The organism is Geodermatophilus sp. SYSU D00879 (assembly GCF_054050375.1).
Map to the genome: position 1 here is coordinate 600769 of NZ_JBJGZF010000001.1, position 16975 is coordinate 617743.

The following is a 16975-nucleotide window of genomic DNA, read 5'->3' on the forward strand; positions in this document are numbered from 1 at the left end:
CTCCCCCTCTACCCCGCGACGCTCCCGTCGCACACGGTGGTCGGCGTGTCGCGGACGGCCGGGTCGCGGACGGCAGGATCGGCGGCCGTGGGGACCTCCGTCGTCGAGCTGGGCCCGCCGCTGGCGGTCGTCCTGGTGCTGCTCACCGTGCTGGCGGCGGCGGGCGGGCGGCTGTCCGGGCTTGGCCAGGAGCGGCCGGTCGTCGTCGCGGCGCTGCGGGCCACCGTCCAGCTGGCGGCGGTCTCGGCGGTGCTCCTGGTCGTCGTCCGCTCGCTGTGGCTGTCGGCGGCGTTCGTGCTGCTGATGGTCACCGTCGCCGCGGTCACGGCGGCGGGGCGGGTCAGCGGCCTGCCGCTGCGGACGCCCGGCGCCCCGCGCCGCGTGGGGGCCGCGGCCCTGGCGGTGGCCGGCGGGGCGGCGCCGGTGGTCGCGCTGGTGCTGGCCAGCGGCACGGTGCCGCTGCGCGGGGAGGCGCTGATCCCGGTCGCGGGCATCCTGGTCGGCGGCGCGATGACGGCGACGTCGCTGGCCGGCCGGCGGCTGCGCGAGGAGCTGACCACCCGCCGCGGGGAGGTCGAGGCGGCCCTGGCGCTGGGCCTGCTCCCCCGCGACGCCGTCCTCGAGGTCGCCCGGCCCTCCGCCGCGACCGCCCTGCTGCCGCCGCTGGACCAGACCCGCACCGTCGGGCTGGTCACGCTGCCCGGCGCCTACGTCGGCGTGCTGCTCGGCGGGGGCAGCCCGCTGGCCGCCGGCGCCGCCCAGCTGCTGGTCCTCGTGGGGCTGCTGGCCGCCGAGGTGGCGGCGGTCTGGGTGGTCACCGAGCTGGTCGCGCGGGGCCGGGTGCTGCCGGACCTCCCCCGCTGAGGACGTCCAGACACCTCACAGGCGCTCGGCAGGGCCCCGCCAGACGCCGCGCCGACAGTGGTCCCCAGAGCGGCGGACGGCCGCCCCAGAGGAGGACCACAGCAGTGAACGGACACCCGTACCCGAACCCGGCGCAGCCGACCGGTGCGACCCCGGGCTGGACCCCGCCGCCGTCCGGCGACTCCTGGTACCCGCCGGCCGCCCCCGCGACGGCGACCCTGCCGCCGCCGGCGCCCGCCCCCGCGCCGGCCCCGGAGAGGCGGCGGGCGGGCCGGCTGCGGATCGGCGTCGCCGGGCTGCTCGCCGGTGCCCTCGTCGGCGGCGGCGCCGGGGCGGGGGTCGTCGCCCTCACCTCCGGCGGCGGGAGCGGCGGCAGCGGTACGGCGGCCGCGGCGCAGTCGGTGGTCATCACCGACCCCGAGAACGCGACCGCGGTGACCGCCGCGGCCGCCAAGGCCTCGCCCAGCGTCGTCACCGTCTACGTCACCAGCGGCTCGGGCTCGGGCAGCGGCTCGGGCGTGGTGCTCTCCGACGACGGCTACGTGCTCACCAACAACCACGTCGTCACGCTGGACAGCAGCACCGGCGACGCCGCCATCCAGGTGCGCACGGCCGACGGCACGCTCTACGACGCCACCGTCGTCGGCACCGACCCGACCTCGGACCTCGCCGTCATCCGGCTGCAGGGCGCGAGCGGGCTCACCGCGGCCACGTTCGCCGACTCCGACGACGTGCAGGTCGGCGACCTCGCCGTCGCGATCGGGGCCCCGCTCGGCCTGTCCGACACGGTGACCGACGGGATCGTCAGCGCCACCGACCGCGCGGTGGCGACCGGCTCCACCCAGGACGACGCCACCGTCATCGACGCGCTGCAGACCGACGCCGCGATCAACCCCGGCAACTCCGGCGGCGCGCTGGTGGACGCCTCCGGCGAGGTCATCGGCATCAACACCGCGATCGCCTCGGTGGCCTCGGGCGCGCCCGGCTCGTCGGGCCAGAGCGGCAACATCGGCGTCGGGTTCGCCATCCCGAGCAACACCGCCCAGCGGATCGCCGAGGAGATCGTCGACACCGGCTCGGCCACCCACGCCGTCCTCGGCGTGAACGCCCAGACCGCCGGCGGCACCGGATCGTCCGAGGTGGGCACCGGCGCGCAGGTCGTGCAGGTGCAGCCCGGCGGCGCCGCCGCCGAGGCGGGCCTGCAGGCCGGCGACGTCGTCACCGCGGTCGGCGACCGGGCGGTGACCACCTCCACCGAGCTCACCGCCGCGATCCGCAGCTCCGCCCCCGGCGCGCAGGTGCAGCTGACCGTGCAGCGCGACGGCGAGACGTCGACGGTCGAGGTCACCCTCGGCAGCAGCGCGGGCTGACCCCCTCCAGCCCGGGATGGCACCCTCCCCCGCCTCTAGGCTGGGGAGGGTGTCGTCGTCTGTGAGCGCTCCGCTCGCCTCCTCGCTCGACGACCCGGAGCGCGCCGCCGGACTACGACGGATGAAACGGCTGGCCACGGGGCTGTTCCTGCTCGCCGCGGCCGTCTTCCTCGCCTGCGTGCTGCTCGGCGACACCGCCGGGCCCTGGGTCGGGTACGTGCGGGCCACCGCCGAGGCCTCGATGGTCGGCGCGCTGGCCGACTGGTTCGCCGTCACCGCGCTGTTCCGGCACCCGCTGCGGCTGCCGATCCCGCACACGGCGATCATCCCGCGCAAGAAGGACCAGATTGGCGCGAGCCTGGGCACGTTCGTGCAGGAGAACTTCCTGACCCGCTCGGTCGTCGAGGAGAAGCTCGCCACCGTCGACGTCCCCGGCCGGCTGGGGAACTTCCTCGCCGCGCCCGGCCGCGCCGAGCGGCTGGCCGGCGACGCCGCCGCCGGGCTCTCCGGCCTCACCGACCTGCTGCGCGACGACGACCTGCAGCAGGCCGTCTCCGGCCTGGTCGACCGCAAGCTGCACGCGACGCCGGCCGCGCCGGTGCTGGCCCGGGTCCTGGAGCTGGTGGTCGACGGCGACCGGCACCAGGAGGTGCTGTCGGCGGCCCTGCGCTACCTCGCCCGGTTCCTCGAGGAGAACCGCGTCGTCTTCCGCGCCCAGCTCGGGGACGCCTCGCCGTCCTGGGTGCCCAACTGGGTCGACGACCGAGTGTTCGACCGGGTGTTCGCCGGCGTCGAGGGCTTCCTGGAGGAGGTCGGCGAGGACCGCGACCACGAGCTGCGGCGGGTCTACGACGCCCGGCTGCGCGCCTACGTGCACGCCCTGCGCACCGACCCCGACACCGCCGCCCGCGTCGAGGGGTTCAAGAAGGAGCTGCTGGACCACCCGGCGGTGCGCACCTGGTCCTCGTCGCTGTGGACCAACGCGAAGACGTCGTTCCTCGCCGCCGCCGCCGACCCGGACTCGGAGCTGCGGTCCCGGGTGACCGGCATGATTCGCGACGCCGCCCGGCTGCTGCAGACCGACCCGCTCGCGCGCGAGCGGGTGCAGCGGCAGTCGGTGCGGGTGGCCGGCTACCTGGTGGAGCGATTCGCCGGCGACCTGGCCGACGTGGTCGGCAGCACCGTCGCCCGCTGGGACACCGAGGAGACCAGCCGGCGCATCGAGCTGCAGGTGGGCCGCGACCTGCAGTTCATCCGCATCAACGGCACCGTCGTCGGCGGCCTGGCCGGGCTGGTCATCTACACCTTCGCGCAGCTGCTGGGCTGAGCTCAGACCAGCCGGAAGCCGCTCCACGCGAAGCCGGGCGAGACGACGCAGGTGACCAGCACCTCGTCCTCCGCCGGGTCGGTCGCCTGCCGGGCGCCGGCGGGCACGAGCACCTGCGGGTGCGCCGCGTCCAGCACCGTGCGCTCGTCACCCACGTGCAGCACGAGCGCGCCCGGGCCGTGCCAGAGCCACAGCTCGTCGGCGTCGACGGTGTGCGGCGCCGAGCGCTCCCCCGGCGCGAGCAGGAACAGGATGGCCGTCGCGGCCGGACGGTCACCGACCGCCGCCGGCGAGGTCCAGGTGCGCCGGTACCAGCCGCCCTCGGGGTGCGGCTCCAGCCCCAGCCGGGTCGCGGTGGTCGGGGTCAGCGACGGGCCTGGGCGGCGGCGTAGAGGGCGATGGAGGCGGCGACGCTCACGTTGAGCGACTCGGTGTCGCGGGCGATCGGGATGCGGACGACGACGTCGCAGCGCTCGCGCACCAGCCGCGACAGCCCCGCGCCCTCCGCGCCGACGACCAGCGCCACCGGGTCGGCGAGGCCGTCGTAGTCGGCGATGTCCACGTCGCCGTCGCCGGCCAGGCCGACCGTCTGCAGCCCGGCGTCCTGGTAGGAGGCGAGCGCGCGGGCCAGGTTGACCGCGCGGGCCACCGGCAGCCGGGCGGCGGCGCCGGCGCTGGTGCGCCACGCCGAGGCGGTCATCCCGACCGCGCGCCGCTGCGGCACGACGACGCCGTGGGCGTCGAAGGCGGCCGCCGAGCGGACCACCGCGCCGAGGTTGCGCGGGTCGGTGACGCCGTCCATGGCCACGACCAGCGGCGGGCGGCCGGAGTCGCGGGCGACGTCGAGCAGGTCGTCGGGGTGCGCGTACTCGTAGGGCGGGACCTGCAGCCCGATGCCCTGGTGCAGCGCGTTGTTCGACATCCGGTCGAACTCGGCCCTGCCCACCTCGAGCAGCGGCAGGCCGCGGTCGGCGGCCAGCTGCACCGCCTCGGTCACCCGCTCGTCGGAGCGGGCGGTGTCCCCGGTGACGACGTACAGCGCCGTCGCCGGGATCTGCGCCCGCAGCGCCTCGACGACGGGGTTGCGGCCGAGCAGCAGCTCCGGCGCCTCCTCGGCGCGCTGGCGGCTGCGGTCGCGCTCGGCGCGGCGGCGGGCGTCGGCCTGCGCCCGGCGCTGCGCCGGGTGGCCCGTGCGCTTCTCGGCCGGCGGGGTCGCGCCGCGGCCGGCCAGCGCCCGGCGGTTCTTGCCGCCCGTGCCGGCGGTGGCGCCCTTCTTGCCCGCGCCGCTCGTGCGGCCGCGGCGCTGGCTGTTTCCGGCCATCAGCGGGTCAGCTCCCATCGGGGTCCCTGCGGGGTGTCCTCGACCTGCACGCCGAGGGCGGTGAGCTGGTCGCGCAGCGCGTCGGCCGCCGCGTAGTCCTTGCGCGCGCGGGCGGCCTGCCGCTGCTCCAGCGCCAGCCGGACCAGGCCGTCGGTGACCTCGGCCAGCCGGTCGCCGGTGCCCCCGCCGGCCGCCCACCGGGGGTCGAGCGGGTCCAGCCCCAGCACCCCCAGCATGCCCCGGACGGCGCCGAGCGCGTCGGCCAGCGCGGCGTCGTCGCCCTCGGCCAGGGCGGTGTTGCCGGTGCGGACGACCTCGTGGACGACGGCGACGGCGGCCGGGGTGCCGAGGTCGTCGTCCATGGCCTCGCGGAACGCCGGCGGCAGGCTCGCCGGGGTGTCCCGGCCGACCCGCTCGGCGGCGCGGTGCACGAACGACTCGACCCGCCGGTAGGCGGCGCCCGCCTCGGCCAGCGCGGGGTCGGTGAACTCGACGGTGGACCGGTAGTGCGGCGCGACCAGGTAGTAGCGCAGCTCGACCGGCCGCACCCGGCGGACCACCTCGTCGACCAGCGCGGTGTTGCCCAGCGACTTGCTCATCTTCTCGCCGCCGAGGGTGACCCAGCCGTTGTGCATCCAGTACCGGGTGAACGGCAGGCCGGCGGCCATCGACTGGGCGCGCTCGTTCTCGTGGTGGGGGAAGCGCAGGTCCAGCCCGCCGCCGTGGATGTCGAACTCCGCGCCGAGGTAGCGCCCCGCCATCGCCGAGCACTCCAGGTGCCAGCCGGGCCGGCCGGCGCCCCAGGGGGTCGGCCAGCTCGCGGTCTCCGGCTCGCCGGGCTTGTGCGCCTTCCACAGCGCGAAGTCGCGGGGGTCGCGCTTGCGCTCGTCGGTGTCGGTGTCGGCCGCGGGCTGCAGGTCGCCCAGCGCCTGCCGGGTCAGCTCGCCGTAGCGGGGGAAGCTGCGGACGTCGAAGTAGGCGTCGCCGTCGACGGTGTAGGCGTGCCCGCGCTCCACCAGCCGCTCGACCAGCGCCACCATGTCGGGAACGTGCCCGGTCGCGCGCGGCTCGTAGGTGGGCGGCAGGACGCCGAGGGCGTCGTAGGCGCGGGTGCAGGCCAGCTCGTTGGTGTACGCCCAGGCCCACCACGGGACGCCGTGCTCGGCGGCCTTCGCGAGGATCTTGTCGTCGATGTCGGTGACGTTGCGGACGTAGGTGACCTCGAGCCCGCTCGCGGTCAGCCAGCGGCGCAGGACGTCGAAGGCGACGGCGGCGCGCACGTGCCCGACGTGCGGCGGCCCCTGGACGGTGAGCCCGCAGACGTACACCGAGGCCTCGCCGGGACGCAGGGGCGTGAAGTCCCGGACCGCGCGCGCGGCCGTGTCGTACAGGCGGAGGCTCACTGCGCGGAGTCTACGGAGCGCGGCGTCAGCCCAGCGCGGAGTCCGCGGACCCCGTCCGGACGACCAGCGCCGTCGCGAGGGCGGCCCGGCCCTCGCCGCGGCCCACCAGCCCCAGCCCGTCGGTGGTGGTGGCGGTGACGCTCACCGGGGCGCCGAGCGCCGCGGACAGCGCCGCCTCGGCCTCGGCCCGGCGCGGGCCGAGCTTCGGTGTGGGTGCCACGAGCTGCACGGCGGCGTTGCCGACCCGCCAGCCGGCGGCGGCCAGGGTCTCCCGCACGTGCTCGAGGACGGCGACGCCGCGGGCGCCGGCCCAGCGCGGGTCGTCGGTGCCGAGCAGGCCGCCGATGTCGCCGAGGCCGGCCGCGGACAGCACCGCGTCGGTCAGGGCGTGCGCGACGACGTCGCCGTCGGAGTGCCCGGCGCAGCCGTCGGCGCCGGGCCACGGCAGGCCGGCCAGCCAGCACTCGCGGCCGGCCTCCACGGGGTGCACGTCGATGCCGAGGCCGACGCGGGGCAGGTCGTCGCTCACCGGGTGGCCTGCAGCGCGGCCAGGTGCAGGTCGTGCGGCACGGTCACCTTCGCGGCGCGCTCGTCGCCGGCCACGGTGCTGACGGGGACCCCGACCGCGCGGACGACGGCCGCGTCGTCGGTCAGCTCCTCGCCGGCCGGCAGGGCGTCGTAGGCCTCGACGAGCACGCGGTGGGAGAAGCCCTGCGGCGTCTGCACGCGGCGGAGAGCGGCGCGGTCGGGGGTCGCGGTCACGGTGCCGGCGGCGTCGACCACCACGGTCGTGTCCACGACCGGCAGCACCGGGACGACGGCGGGCGCACCGGCGGCCAGCGCGGCGAGCACGCGGGCCACCACGTCCGGCGGGGTCAGCGGTCGGGCGGCGTCGTGCACGAGGACGGCGGACGCCTCATCGGGGACCCTGTCCAGGGCGGCGCGGACCGAGGCGGTGCGGGTGGCGCCGCCGTCGACCAGCGCGACGCCGCCCGGCAGGACGGCGGTGAAGGCGTCGCGCTCGGCCGCGGGCACGGCGACCACGACCTCGTCGACGCCGCCGACCAGCAGCGTGTCCACCGCCCAGCAGACCAGTGGGCGGCCGGCCAGCTCGACGAGCGCCTTGGGTTTGTCGGCCCCCAGACGCGAACCACTCCCGGCCGCTGCGACGATGCCGACAGCGGACACGGGAGTGGTCCGGGAGAGCGAGGGTGCGGGGGTCAGCTGGCGAGGACCTCGTCGAGCAGCACCTCGGCCTTGTCCTCGTTGGTCCCCTCGGCGAGCGCGAGCTCGCTGACCAGGATCTGGCGGGCCTTGGACAGCATCCGCTTCTCGCCGGCGGAGAGGCCACGGTCCTTGTCGCGGCGCCACAGGTCGCGGACGACCTCGGCCACCTTGTTGACGTCGCCGGAGGCCAGCTTCTCGAGGTTGGCCTTGTAGCGGCGCGACCAGTTGGTCGGCTCCTCGGTGTGCGGGGCCCGCAGGACCTCGAACACGCGGTTGAGCCCGTCCTGACCGACGACGTCACGGACGCCGACGATCTCTGCGTTGTCGGCCGGCACGCGCACGGTCAGGTCGCCCTGGGCGACCTTCAGCACGAGGTAGGCCTTCTCTTCACCCTTGATGACCCGCGTCTCGATCGCCTCGATCAGAGCGGCACCGTGGTGCGGGTAGACGACGGTCTCGCCGACAGTGAAGCCCATGTGTGTGTGACCCCTTTCGCTGTACCCAGGTTAGCACGGCACACTGACGGCCGGAACGGTCCGCCGATGGATATCCGCAGGTCAGAGGCCTGATGAAGTACCCGGGAGGGGTTGACAGCGCGTGGTCGGTGTGCCTGCACGGGTCTCGCGGGGCGCCTCCGTCCGCGCGCTCGTCCTGGCCACGCACGCGCCGCCGGCGGTCGCGGTCACCGTCGTGGCGACCCTCCTCGCGGTCACCGCGCAGGTGTCCCCGGGGCGCGTGGTGCTCGTGGGACTGGCCGTCCTCGCAGGTCAGGCGTCCATCGGGTGGAGCAACGACTGGCTCGACGCCGACCGCGACCGCGCCGTCGCGCGGGCCGACAAGCCGGTCGTGCAGGGCGCCGTGGCCCCCGCCACGCTGCGCGCGGCGGCCCTCGGCGCGGCCGCCGCGGCCGTCGTCCTGTCCCTGGCGCTGGGCTGGGTGCCCGGACTGCTGCTGCTGGTGCTGGTGGCCAGCGGTTGGGCCTACAACGCGGGTCTGAAGCGCACGGTGGCCTCCGGGCTCCCCTACGTCACCGGTTTCGGCGCCCTGCCCGCCGGGGTGGTGGCCGCGGCGCCGGGCGTCCCGGTCGCGCCGTGGTGGCTGCCGGCCGCCGGCGCGGCGCTGGGCGCGGCGGCCCACCTGGCCAACGTGGCCCCCGACATCGCCGACGACCTGGCGACCGGGGTGCGCGGCCTGCCGCACCGGCTGGGTCCCCGCGTGTCGGCGGTCCTGGGAGCGCTGCTGCTCGGGACGGCATCGCTGGTGCTCGTGCTCGGCCCGGCCGGCCCGCCCGCGTGGTGGGGCTGGGCGGGGCTGGTGCTGGCGGTGCCCGCGGTCGCCGTCGCCGCCCTGGCCGGGACGGCGCCCTTCCGCCGGCTGGCCTTCCCGGCGGTCCTGCTGCTGACCGTGCTCGACGTGGTGCTGCTGCTGGCGGGCGGGGCCGCGCTCACCTGAGCGCGGCCCCGCCGTCGGTCACTTCCGGCCGTTGCCGTTGCCGTTGCCGTTGCCGCCACCGTTGCCGTTGCCGTGGCCGTTGCCGTTGCCGCCGGTCGAGGTGGTGGCGACGGGCTCCGCGGGCGCGGGCGCCGGGGCCACGGCCTCCTGCTCCTCGGTCGCCTGCTCCTCGGCCTCCTGCTCCTCGGTGACGGGCTCGGTGACCGGCTCGGTCACGGTGCCCTGACGGGCGGCCTCGCGGGCGGCCTGACGGAGGTCGTTGCGCTCGTGCGCCCACTGGCTGACCTGCGACCCGACCTGGGCGCCGGACGTCCGGCTGGCCGCCACGATCCCGTGCACGAGGTTCCCGAAGGGCGCCCCGTCGAGGACGGCCAGCAGGTCGTCCTCGGGGGTGGTGAGCTCGGTGGCGGACCCCTCCTCCGCGACCTCCTCGTCGGTGGTTCCGTCGGTGGTCTCGTCGGTGGCGCCGCCCTCGGTGGACCCGTCGGGCGTGTCCTGGGTCGTGTCCGTGTCGTCGGTCGTGTCGTCGGCGGTCCCGTCTCCCTCGGTCGGCGCGTCGCCGTCGGTGAGGGTGTCGTCGGTGACCGTGCCGTCGCCGGCCTCGACGAGGGCGGGGGTGGTGTCCTCGGGCAGGGCGACGGCGGCGGTGGTGCCGGCGGTCAGGGCGACCGCGACCGCGCCACCGGCGACGGCGGCCTTGGCGACCGCGGAGAGGGCGGCGAACTTCGCGGCGAGGGAGGTGATGAACATGCGGGTTCTCTTCCGTGAGGTCCGGGCGGGGTGCCCGGTCGTCCGCGTGGACGGGTCCGACTGGTCGGTGAGCAGACCGGTCGCCAGCAGCTCGGCCAGGGCCGCGTTCGGGCGCCCCGGCGCGGTGGCGGAGGACCGCACCGCGTCGGTGAACGCGGTCAGGTACTGCGCGCCCTCGGGCACGGGACGGCCGGCGAGGCAGGCCTCGAGGGCCTGTTCGGCGGTCCGGGGATCGGCTGGCGTGGTCATCTCGCCCCTGTCATCGCCGGACGGGCCCGCAGGGGTGCGCGCGCCGTCGTCGTGTCCCTCGTCGGGGTGGTCCCGGCGGGCTCCAGCTCCTCGCGCAGCCGGCGCAGCCCGCGCCGCTGCAGCGCCTTGACCGAGGCCACGGAGCGGTCCATCACCCCGGCGACCTGCTCGACGGTCAGGTCGGCCAGGACCCGCAGCAGCAGGACCGAGCGCTGGTCCTCCGGCAGGCCGGCGCACAGCCGGTGCACCGCCTCGGCGCCCAGCCGGGTCAGGACGTCGTCCTCCACGTCCCCGCCGGCGACCTCGGGCAGCACGTCCCCGCCCCGGTCGGCCAGCAGCGGGCGGCGGCTGCGCCGGCGCAGGTCGTCGACCAGCCGCCGGTGGGCGATGGTGAACACCCAGGACCGCAGCCCCGCCTCGTCGCCGGTGAAGCCGGACAGCCCGCGGAAGACCGCGAGGAACGTCTCGCTGGCCACGTCGTCGGGGTCCGGGGCGCCGTGCAGCCGCAGGTAGCCGGTGACCGCCGGGGACAGGTCCCGGTAGAGCACCTCGAAGGCCCACGCGGCGCCCGTCCTGGCCGCCGCGAGGACGTCGTCGAACGCGGCTCCGACCGCCATCAGCACCTCCCGTGCCGTCCCCCGTGCAGGGGGAGGCATCGGCAGGCCGGACGCGGAACTGGACCGCCCGTCCCCCGATCAGGGGGCGGAGGTGCCCCGGGCGGCCTCCTGCTCGACGACGGCCGGCAGGTCCCGCAGCCGGTCCAGGCCCTGCAGCGGACGGCGCATCCGCCGGTTGCCGGCCGGCCGCTCGCGGTTGCGCTCGAGGAAGGCCCAGGAGCCGGCGGTGTACGGGCAGGCGTCGCCGCCGAGGCGCCGCCGCGGGTCGTACGGGCAGCCGCCGCAGGAGTCGCTCATCCGGTCGGTGTGGCGCCGTCGGCCGCGTAGGGCCTGGTGGCCAGCGCCCCGCCGTCGGCGTGCTGGCTCATCCCGACGACGTTGGCGACCATCACCCGGTCGTAGCCGTCGACGAACGCGGCGGTGGAACCAGTCGGTCATCGCCGGCGGGTCGATGCCGCGCTGCAGCGCGTGGTTGCCGAGCACCACCAGCCGCGGGACGTGGTGCACCCCGGCCGTCGCGGCGCAGGTCGGTGAGGACGCCGGACGGGCACGGGGCGTCGACGGCGTCCCGGTCCAGCTCGGCCATCCACCTCGGCACCGGCTCGGTGGCGCGCAGGTGGTTGCCGTGCCGGTGGTCGCGGCCGGAGTGCCGGTACGTGTGCCAGGCGCAGTCGCGCCGGCCCATCACCTGGCGGACGAAGCCCTCCACGCTGTCGAGCGGCAGGGGCGCGCCGTCGGCGGCGGCCGCGCGGGCGGTGTCCTCGGCGGCGTGCACCACCTCCAGCGGGTCGAGCAGGCCGAGGTCGATCGCCGGCGACAGCAGCAGTGGGCCGGCCGGCGCTCGCCGGCCGGCCGGGCGCGTCGAGGACGTGCGGGCCGAGCTGGTCGGCGGAGGTCCACCGACGCGTACCGGGTGCCCGTCCGGGGAAGTCAGCGAGGGCAGGGTCGCTCGGCTCGCCGCCGGCGCCGGGTCCTGGGCGCCGCATCGGCCTCACCTCCCGGCGGACACGGTGGGCGGACCGTTAGGCTCGGCGCGACTCGGGCCATCGAGACGCACGGTGGCCGGCTGCTGTTTCCCGTGGAGGTCGACCGCTGTGAACCGCGCGCTGCGCGCCGCCGTGATGGGTGCCCTCGTCCTCAGCCCGGTCGCGCTCGGCGCCTGCAGCGCCGGCCAGGTGTCCCAGACCGGCACCCAGGACCGCGACAAGGTCGGCCCCCAGGCGCAGGTGGAGGACATCCTGCTGCGCCAGGTCCTGCTCGCCCCGCCGGAGAACGGCCGGTACGAGGAGGGCGACGACGCGGAGCTGATCCTCACGATCGTCAACGCCTCCGACGCCGACGACACCCTCACCGGCATCGAGGGCGAGGGCTTCGACGGTGTGCTGGTCTCGGCGACCGGGCCCACCCCCTCGCCGTCGTCGCCCGCCGGCAGCTCCCCCACGGCCACCCCGACGCCGGGCAGCACCGGCGCCACCCCGGGCACGTCGGCCGGCGGCACGGCGAGCACCCGGGTGTCGCTGGACGTCCCGGCGGACACCGCGCTCTACATCGGGCGCGAGGACGGCGCGACGGTCACGCTGCAGGACCTCGGCGAGGAGCTGACGGCCGGGCAGACCGTGACGCTCACCCTGACCTTCGAGCAGGCCGGCGAGATCACCACGCAGGCGCTGGTGGCCGGTCCGGACGAGGAGATCGAGCGGGGCGAGAGCTTCGACTTCGAGGAGGGCCTCGAGGAGGAGAACCCGGAGAACGAGGAGGACACCCAGGCCGAGTGACCGGCCCGGGGTGACCTGCCTCCGGTGACCCGCCCGGCCTCCCCGGGAGTGTCGGTACCCCCACCTACCGTGGCGGCGTGCCCTCCGGAGTGAAGTCCGCCCGTCCCGCCCACCGCTGCACCGAGTGCGGCTTCTCGTCGGCGAAGTGGATGGGCAAGTGCCCGGAGTGCCAGGCCTGGGGCACGCTGCAGGAGGTCGGGCCCGCCGCGCCGGCGCTCCGCTCGGTCGCCGCCGGCCCGGTCACCGCGCCCGCGCGGCCGATCGCCCAGGTCCAGCTCGACGGCGCCCGGGCGGTGCCCACCGGCATCCCCGAGTTCGACCGCGTCCTCGGCGGCGGCCTGGTGCCCGGCGCGGTGGTCCTCGTCGCCGGCGAGCCGGGCGTCGGCAAGTCCACGCTGCTGCTCGAGGTCGCCCACCGGGTCGCGGAGTCCAACGGGCCCACGCTGGTGGTCTCGGGCGAGGAGTCCGCCGCGCAGGTGCGGCTGCGCGCCGAGCGGATCGGCGCCCTGCACGACCGGCTCTACCTCGCCGCCGAGACCGAGCTGTCGGCCGTGCTCGCCCACGTCGAGCAGGTGGCGCCCTCGCTGCTGGTGCTCGACAGCGTGCAGACCGTCCGCTCCTCCGCGGTCGAGGGGACCGACGGCGGCGCCACCCAGGTCCGCTCGGTGGCCACCGCGCTCACCGCCGTCGCCAAGTCCCGCGGGATGACGACGATCCTCGTCGGGCACGTCACCAAGGACGGCGCGATCGCCGGGCCGCGGGCGCTGGAGCACCTGGTCGACGTCGTCGTGTCCTTCGACGGCGAGCGGCACTCCACCCTGCGCCTGGTGCGCGCCACCAAGAACCGGTTCGGGCCGGCCGACGAGATCGGCTGCTTCGAGATCGGCGACGGCGGGGTGGTCGGCGTCCCCGACCCCTCCCACCTGTTCGTCTCGCGCCGCACCGCCTCGGTGCCCGGCAGTTGCGTCACGGTGACCATGGAGGGCAGCCGGCCGCTGCTGGCCGAGGTGCAGGCCCTCGTCGCCACCAACACCGGCGGCGGCTCGCCGCGGCGGGCGGTCAGCGGGCTGGACTCGCAGCGGGTCGCGATGGTCAACGCCGTCGTCGAGCGGCGCGGCGGCGTCCGGCTGGCCGACGCCGACGTGTTCGCCGCCTCCGTCGGCGGCGTGAAGATCGCCGAGCCCGCGGCCGACCTCGCGCTCGCGCTGGCGATCGCCTCGGCGTCGCGGGACACCCCGCTGCCCGAGGGGATGATCGCGCTGGGTGAGGTGGGCCTGTCCGGGGAGATCCGGCGGGTCGGCGGCACCAGCCGGCGGCTGGCCGAGGCCGCCCGCCAGGGCTACCGGCTCGCGCTGGTCCCGCCGGACGCCGGCCAGGCCCCCAGGGGCATCCGGCTCATGGAGGTGCCCGACCTGGGAGCGGCGCTCGCCGGGCTCTTCCCGGGGTGAGCCTGCTCACCACACCCCGGTCCCGACCGGCAGGTCGGCGTGCCACGTAGACTCGGTCGCCGTACCACGACGACGTCAGGAGCACCCGTGCCCCCCGCTGTGGACTCCGAGGTCGCCCTGCGCGAACTGCTCGGCCGCATCGCCCCGGGGACCGCGTTGCGCGACGGCCTGGAGCGCATCCTGGCCGGCCGCACCGGCGCCCTGATCGTGCTCGGCTACGACCGGGTCGTGGAGTCGATCTGCACCGGCGGGTTCGCCCTCGACGTCGCGCTGTCGGCCACCCGGCTGCGCGAGCTGGCCAAGATGGACGGCGCGGTGATCCTGTCCTCCGACGGGCTGCGCATCGTCCGGGCCGGCGTGCACCTGATGCCCGACCCGACCGTGCCCACCGAGGAGTCGGGCACCCGGCACCGGACCGCCGAGCGGGTGGCCGTGCAGACCGGGTTCCCGGTGATCTCGGTCAGCCAGTCGATGCACATCATCAGCGTCTACGTGGCCGGCCGGCGCTACACCCTCGAGCACCCGACGACGATCCTCGCCCGCGCCAACCAGGCCCTCGCGGCGCTGGAGCGGTACAAGCTGCGCCTCGACGAGGTCGCCAGCACCCTCTCCGCGCTGGAGATCGAGGACCTGGTGACGGTCCGCGACGCGATGAGCGTCAGCCAGCGGCTGGAGATGGTCCGGCGGATCGCCGACGAGATCGAGGGCTTCGTCGTCGAGCTGGGCACCGACGGGCGGCTGCTCGCCCTGCAGCTCGACGAGATGCTCGCCGGCGTCGAGGAGGACCGCGCGCTGCTGGTGCGCGACTACCTCCCCGCCGCCGGCACCCGCCGGCCGCGGACCATCGAGGACGTGCTCGCCGAGCTGCGGGCGCTGTCGGCCACCGAGCTGCTGGACCTCTCCGCCGTCTCGCGCTGCTACGGGCTGCCCACCTCGGCCGACGCGCTGGACTCCCCCGTCAGCCCGCGCGGCTACCGGCTGCTGGCCCGGGTGCCGCGGCTGCCCGCGGCGATCATCGACCGGCTGGTCGACCACTTCGGCGGCCTGCAGAAGCTGCTGGCGGCCACCATCGAGGACCTGCTCGCCGTCGAGGGCGTCGGCGAGGCCCGCGCCCGCGGCATCCGCGAGGGCCTGTCCCGGCTGGCCGAGACCTCGATCCTCGACCGCTACAGCTAGCCGGCGGCCCAGCACCCCCGGAGCTGCAACGGCCTCCCTGCAGGGGCCGCCGCGAGCCTGCGAGCGGTGGGGGCAGGGAGGTCCTTCGTCAGGTCACCTGCAGGACGGCGTCCGGGCTGGTCTTGGTGTCCAGCCGGGCGCGCACCACGTACTGACCCGGGGCCACCGGCACGCGCTCGGCGGTGCAGGTCGGCTCGCTGGTCAGGCCGCTCCACACCAGCGGGAACACCACCTGCTCGCCGGGCTGCAGCGTGTGGGTGTCGCTGCTGGCCTCGGGCTGGCAGTCGTTGCTGCCCCACAGCCGGGCGCCGGCCGCGTCGAGCAGCACCATCTCCTGCACCTGCGCGTCCAGCACGCGGGTGCACGGCACCGCGGCGGTGTTGGTGACGACGAGCTCGAGCGTCGGCGAGGACCCGGAGGCGACCGTGCCGGGCGTGCGCACCTCCAGCGCGACGACGTCGTCGCCGCACGGGGCGCCGGCCTCCTGCACCGGGGCGGCCGGCGCCCCGGGCGGAGCGGGCGTCGGGGTGGGCGGCGGGGTGGGGGTCTGCACGCTGGCCAGCGACGGGAGGACCCGGTCGAGGGCGGGCGGCTCCTCAGCGGCCGCCGCCGCCGTCGACGCCGCCTCCGAGGTGCCGGCGGCCGTGGCCGAGCCGTCCGGGCCGCCGCCCAGCAGGGCCACCCCCAGCCAGCTCCCGCCGCCGAGGACGGCGACGAGCAGGAGGAGCACGAGCAGCCGCCGTCGCCAGTAGACGGCGGCCGGCAGGGGCCCGACCGGGTGCAGCACGAGCCGACCGTAGTCGGCGGCTCCCGGCCGTCCCGGCAGGGCACGCCGCCGGTCCGGGCCGGGCACACTGGACCCCCGTGAGCAGCACCGCCGGACTCGGGGACGCCCTCGTCGACTGGTACGACACGGCGGCCCGCGACCTGCCGTGGCGCCGGCCCGGGGTGGACCCGTGGGCGGTGCTGGTCAGCGAGGTGATGCTGCAGCAGACGCCGGTGGCGCGGGTCGAGCCGGTGTGGCAGGCCTGGATGGAGCGCTGGCCCACGCCGGCCGCGCTGGCCGCCGCGTCGCCGGCCGAGGTGATCCGCGCCTGGGGCAAGCTCGGCTACCCGCGGCGGGCGCTGCGGCTGCGGGAGACCGCCGTCGCCCTCACCGAGCGGCACGGGGGCGCCGTCCCGGCCGACGTGGCGGCCCTGGAGGCGCTGCCGGGCATCGGAACGTACACGGCCCGGGCGGTGGCCTGCTTCGGCCACGGGACGCCGCAGCCGGTCGTGGACACCAACGTGCGGCGGGTGGTGGCCCGGCTGGTGCACGGCCGCGCCCAGGCCGGGACCGCGCGCGCCTCCGACCTGACCGACGTCGCGGCGCTGGCACCGGCGGACCGCGAGCGGGCGTGCCGGTTCTCGGTGGCGGCCATGGAGCTCGGCGCGCTCGTCTGCGTGGCCCGCGCCCCGCGGTGCGGCGCGTGCCCGGTGCGCGACCGGTGCGCCTGGCGGCTGGCCGGCTGCCCGGCCGCCGAGGGCCCACCGCGGCGGGTGCAGCGGTTCGCGGGGACCGACCGGCAGGTCCGCGGCCGGCTGCTCGACGTCCTGCGCGCCGCCGACGGCCCGGTGTCCGCCCCGGCCCTCGACGCCGCCTGGGACGACGCGGCGCAGCGGTCCCGCTGCCTGGACTCCCTGCTGGCCGACGGCCTCGTCGAGCAGACCGACGACGGCCGGTTCGCCCTCCCCGCCTGAGCCCCGCTCAGCGGCGCCGCGGCGGCGTGAGGTCGCGGAAGGTCAGCAGCCACCCCGCCAGCGCCGTTAGCGCGGCCAGGACGAGCAGGAGGCCGCGGACGGCGCCCGGCAGGCCGGCGCCGGCCACCACGACCAGCGTGGCGCCGACCATGGCGAGCGCGATCAGCAGCCCGCCGTAAACCGGCGTCCGCCTCGGGTGGTCCCCGCGGGCCATCGCCCCGCCCCCCTCCCCGGGAACGCGACAGGGGCCGCCTCC

At 76.8% G+C, this 16975-nt stretch carries 19 protein-coding genes; 8 read left to right on the forward strand and 11 right to left on the reverse strand.

What is annotated here, in order from left to right; genetic code table 11:
* Positions 1-87: 87 nt before the first annotated feature.
* From ACI79B_RS03065 to ACI79B_RS03075, 3 genes are all read left to right on the forward strand, one after another.
* On the forward strand, positions 88-864 hold the full coding sequence (locus ACI79B_RS03065) for an ABC transporter permease (protein WP_456928039.1): 777 nt from the start codon (positions 88-90) through the stop codon (positions 862-864).
* A gap of 104 nt (positions 865-968) precedes the next feature.
* Positions 969-2234, forward strand: a complete 1266-nt coding sequence (locus tag ACI79B_RS03070; protein ID WP_456928038.1) for a S1C family serine protease — start codon at positions 969-971, stop codon at positions 2232-2234.
* A 61-nt stretch (positions 2235-2295) separates the two neighbouring features.
* A complete protein-coding gene (locus ACI79B_RS03075) occupies positions 2296-3561 on the forward strand; it encodes a DUF445 domain-containing protein (RefSeq protein WP_456928037.1) in 1266 nt (421 codons plus the stop codon).
* 2 nt (positions 3562-3563) lie between these two features.
* Here ACI79B_RS03075 and ACI79B_RS03080 read toward each other — a convergent pair whose 3' ends face one another.
* From ACI79B_RS03080 to ACI79B_RS03105, 6 genes are read right to left on the reverse strand one after another with little or no spacing between them, the layout of a single operon-like run.
* Positions 3564-4031, reverse strand: a complete 468-nt coding sequence (locus ACI79B_RS03080; protein ID WP_457000060.1) for a cupin domain-containing protein — start codon at positions 4029-4031, stop codon at positions 3564-3566.
* A complete protein-coding gene (gene rlmB / locus ACI79B_RS03085; protein WP_456928036.1) occupies positions 3926-4900 on the reverse strand; it encodes a 23S rRNA (guanosine(2251)-2'-O)-methyltransferase RlmB in 975 nt (324 codons plus the stop codon). Before rlmB ends, ACI79B_RS03080 begins: the two co-directional genes overlap by 106 nt.
* Positions 4882-6285: a cysteine--tRNA ligase gene (gene cysS, locus ACI79B_RS03090; protein ID WP_456928035.1), complete on the reverse strand. Its 1404-nt coding sequence runs from the start codon at positions 6283-6285 to the stop codon at positions 4882-4884. The genes rlmB and cysS overlap by 19 nt, the downstream gene beginning before the upstream one ends.
* Positions 6286-6310: 25 nt before the next feature.
* Positions 6311-6814, reverse strand: coding sequence for a 2-C-methyl-D-erythritol 2,4-cyclodiphosphate synthase (gene ispF, locus ACI79B_RS03095; RefSeq protein WP_456928034.1), 504 nt, complete (start codon positions 6812-6814; stop codon positions 6311-6313).
* Positions 6811-7473: a 2-C-methyl-D-erythritol 4-phosphate cytidylyltransferase gene (ispD, locus tag ACI79B_RS03100; RefSeq protein WP_456928033.1), complete on the reverse strand. Its 663-nt coding sequence runs from the start codon at positions 7471-7473 to the stop codon at positions 6811-6813. Before ispD ends, ispF begins: the two co-directional genes overlap by 4 nt.
* A gap of 32 nt (positions 7474-7505) precedes the next feature.
* Positions 7506-7988: a CarD family transcriptional regulator gene (locus ACI79B_RS03105; protein ID WP_073418385.1), complete on the reverse strand. Its 483-nt coding sequence runs from the start codon at positions 7986-7988 to the stop codon at positions 7506-7508.
* Positions 7989-8118: 130 nt separating this feature from the next.
* On the opposite strand from ACI79B_RS03105, the gene ACI79B_RS03110 reads away from it, so the two are divergent.
* On the forward strand, positions 8119-8964 hold the full coding sequence (locus ACI79B_RS03110; protein WP_457000056.1) for a UbiA family prenyltransferase: 846 nt from the start codon (positions 8119-8121) through the stop codon (positions 8962-8964).
* Between the two features lie 18 nt (positions 8965-8982).
* Here the strand turns inward: ACI79B_RS03110 and ACI79B_RS03115 are convergent, their stop codons facing one another.
* The 3 genes from ACI79B_RS03115 to ACI79B_RS03125 all read right to left on the reverse strand — a co-directional run bounded on the left by ACI79B_RS03115 (position 8983) and on the right by ACI79B_RS03125 (position 10877).
* Positions 8983-9963 (reverse strand): hypothetical protein, encoded by a 981-nt coding sequence (locus ACI79B_RS03115; protein ID WP_456930072.1) that lies wholly within the window; start codon positions 9961-9963, stop codon positions 8983-8985.
* Entirely contained in the window at positions 9960-10580 is a 621-nt protein-coding gene (locus ACI79B_RS03120; RefSeq protein ID WP_456930071.1) for an RNA polymerase sigma factor, read from the reverse strand. The genes ACI79B_RS03115 and ACI79B_RS03120 overlap by 4 nt, the downstream gene beginning before the upstream one ends.
* A gap of 78 nt (positions 10581-10658) precedes the next feature.
* Positions 10659-10877, reverse strand: a complete 219-nt coding sequence (locus tag ACI79B_RS03125; RefSeq protein ID WP_456930070.1) for a hypothetical protein — start codon at positions 10875-10877, stop codon at positions 10659-10661.
* Positions 10878-11674: 797 nt separating this feature from the next.
* On the opposite strand from ACI79B_RS03125, the gene ACI79B_RS03130 reads away from it, so the two are divergent.
* The 3 genes from ACI79B_RS03130 to disA all read left to right on the forward strand — a co-directional run bounded on the left by ACI79B_RS03130 (position 11675) and on the right by disA (position 14979).
* Positions 11675-12355, forward strand: a complete 681-nt coding sequence (locus ACI79B_RS03130) for a hypothetical protein (RefSeq protein ID WP_456930068.1) — start codon at positions 11675-11677, stop codon at positions 12353-12355.
* 77 nt (positions 12356-12432) lie between these two features.
* Positions 12433-13803: a DNA repair protein RadA gene (radA, locus tag ACI79B_RS03135; RefSeq protein ID WP_456930067.1), complete on the forward strand. Its 1371-nt coding sequence runs from the start codon at positions 12433-12435 to the stop codon at positions 13801-13803.
* Positions 13804-13890: 87 nt separating this feature from the next.
* Positions 13891-14979: a DNA integrity scanning diadenylate cyclase DisA gene (gene disA, locus ACI79B_RS03140; protein ID WP_387987151.1), complete on the forward strand. Its 1089-nt coding sequence runs from the start codon at positions 13891-13893 to the stop codon at positions 14977-14979.
* Positions 14980-15067: 88 nt separating this feature from the next.
* Here disA and ACI79B_RS03145 read toward each other — a convergent pair whose 3' ends face one another.
* Positions 15068-15766, reverse strand: coding sequence for a MucR family transcriptional regulator (locus ACI79B_RS03145; protein WP_456930066.1), 699 nt, complete (start codon positions 15764-15766; stop codon positions 15068-15070).
* Positions 15767-15843: 77 nt separating this feature from the next.
* Between ACI79B_RS03145 and ACI79B_RS03150 the strand changes: the two genes are divergently transcribed.
* Positions 15844-16719, forward strand: coding sequence for an A/G-specific adenine glycosylase (locus ACI79B_RS03150; RefSeq protein WP_456930065.1), 876 nt, complete (start codon positions 15844-15846; stop codon positions 16717-16719).
* 7 nt (positions 16720-16726) lie between these two features.
* Here the strand turns inward: ACI79B_RS03150 and ACI79B_RS03155 are convergent, their stop codons facing one another.
* Positions 16727-16933, reverse strand: a complete 207-nt coding sequence (locus tag ACI79B_RS03155) for a hypothetical protein (protein WP_456930064.1) — start codon at positions 16931-16933, stop codon at positions 16727-16729.
* Between the last annotated feature and the right edge of the window lie 42 nt (positions 16934-16975).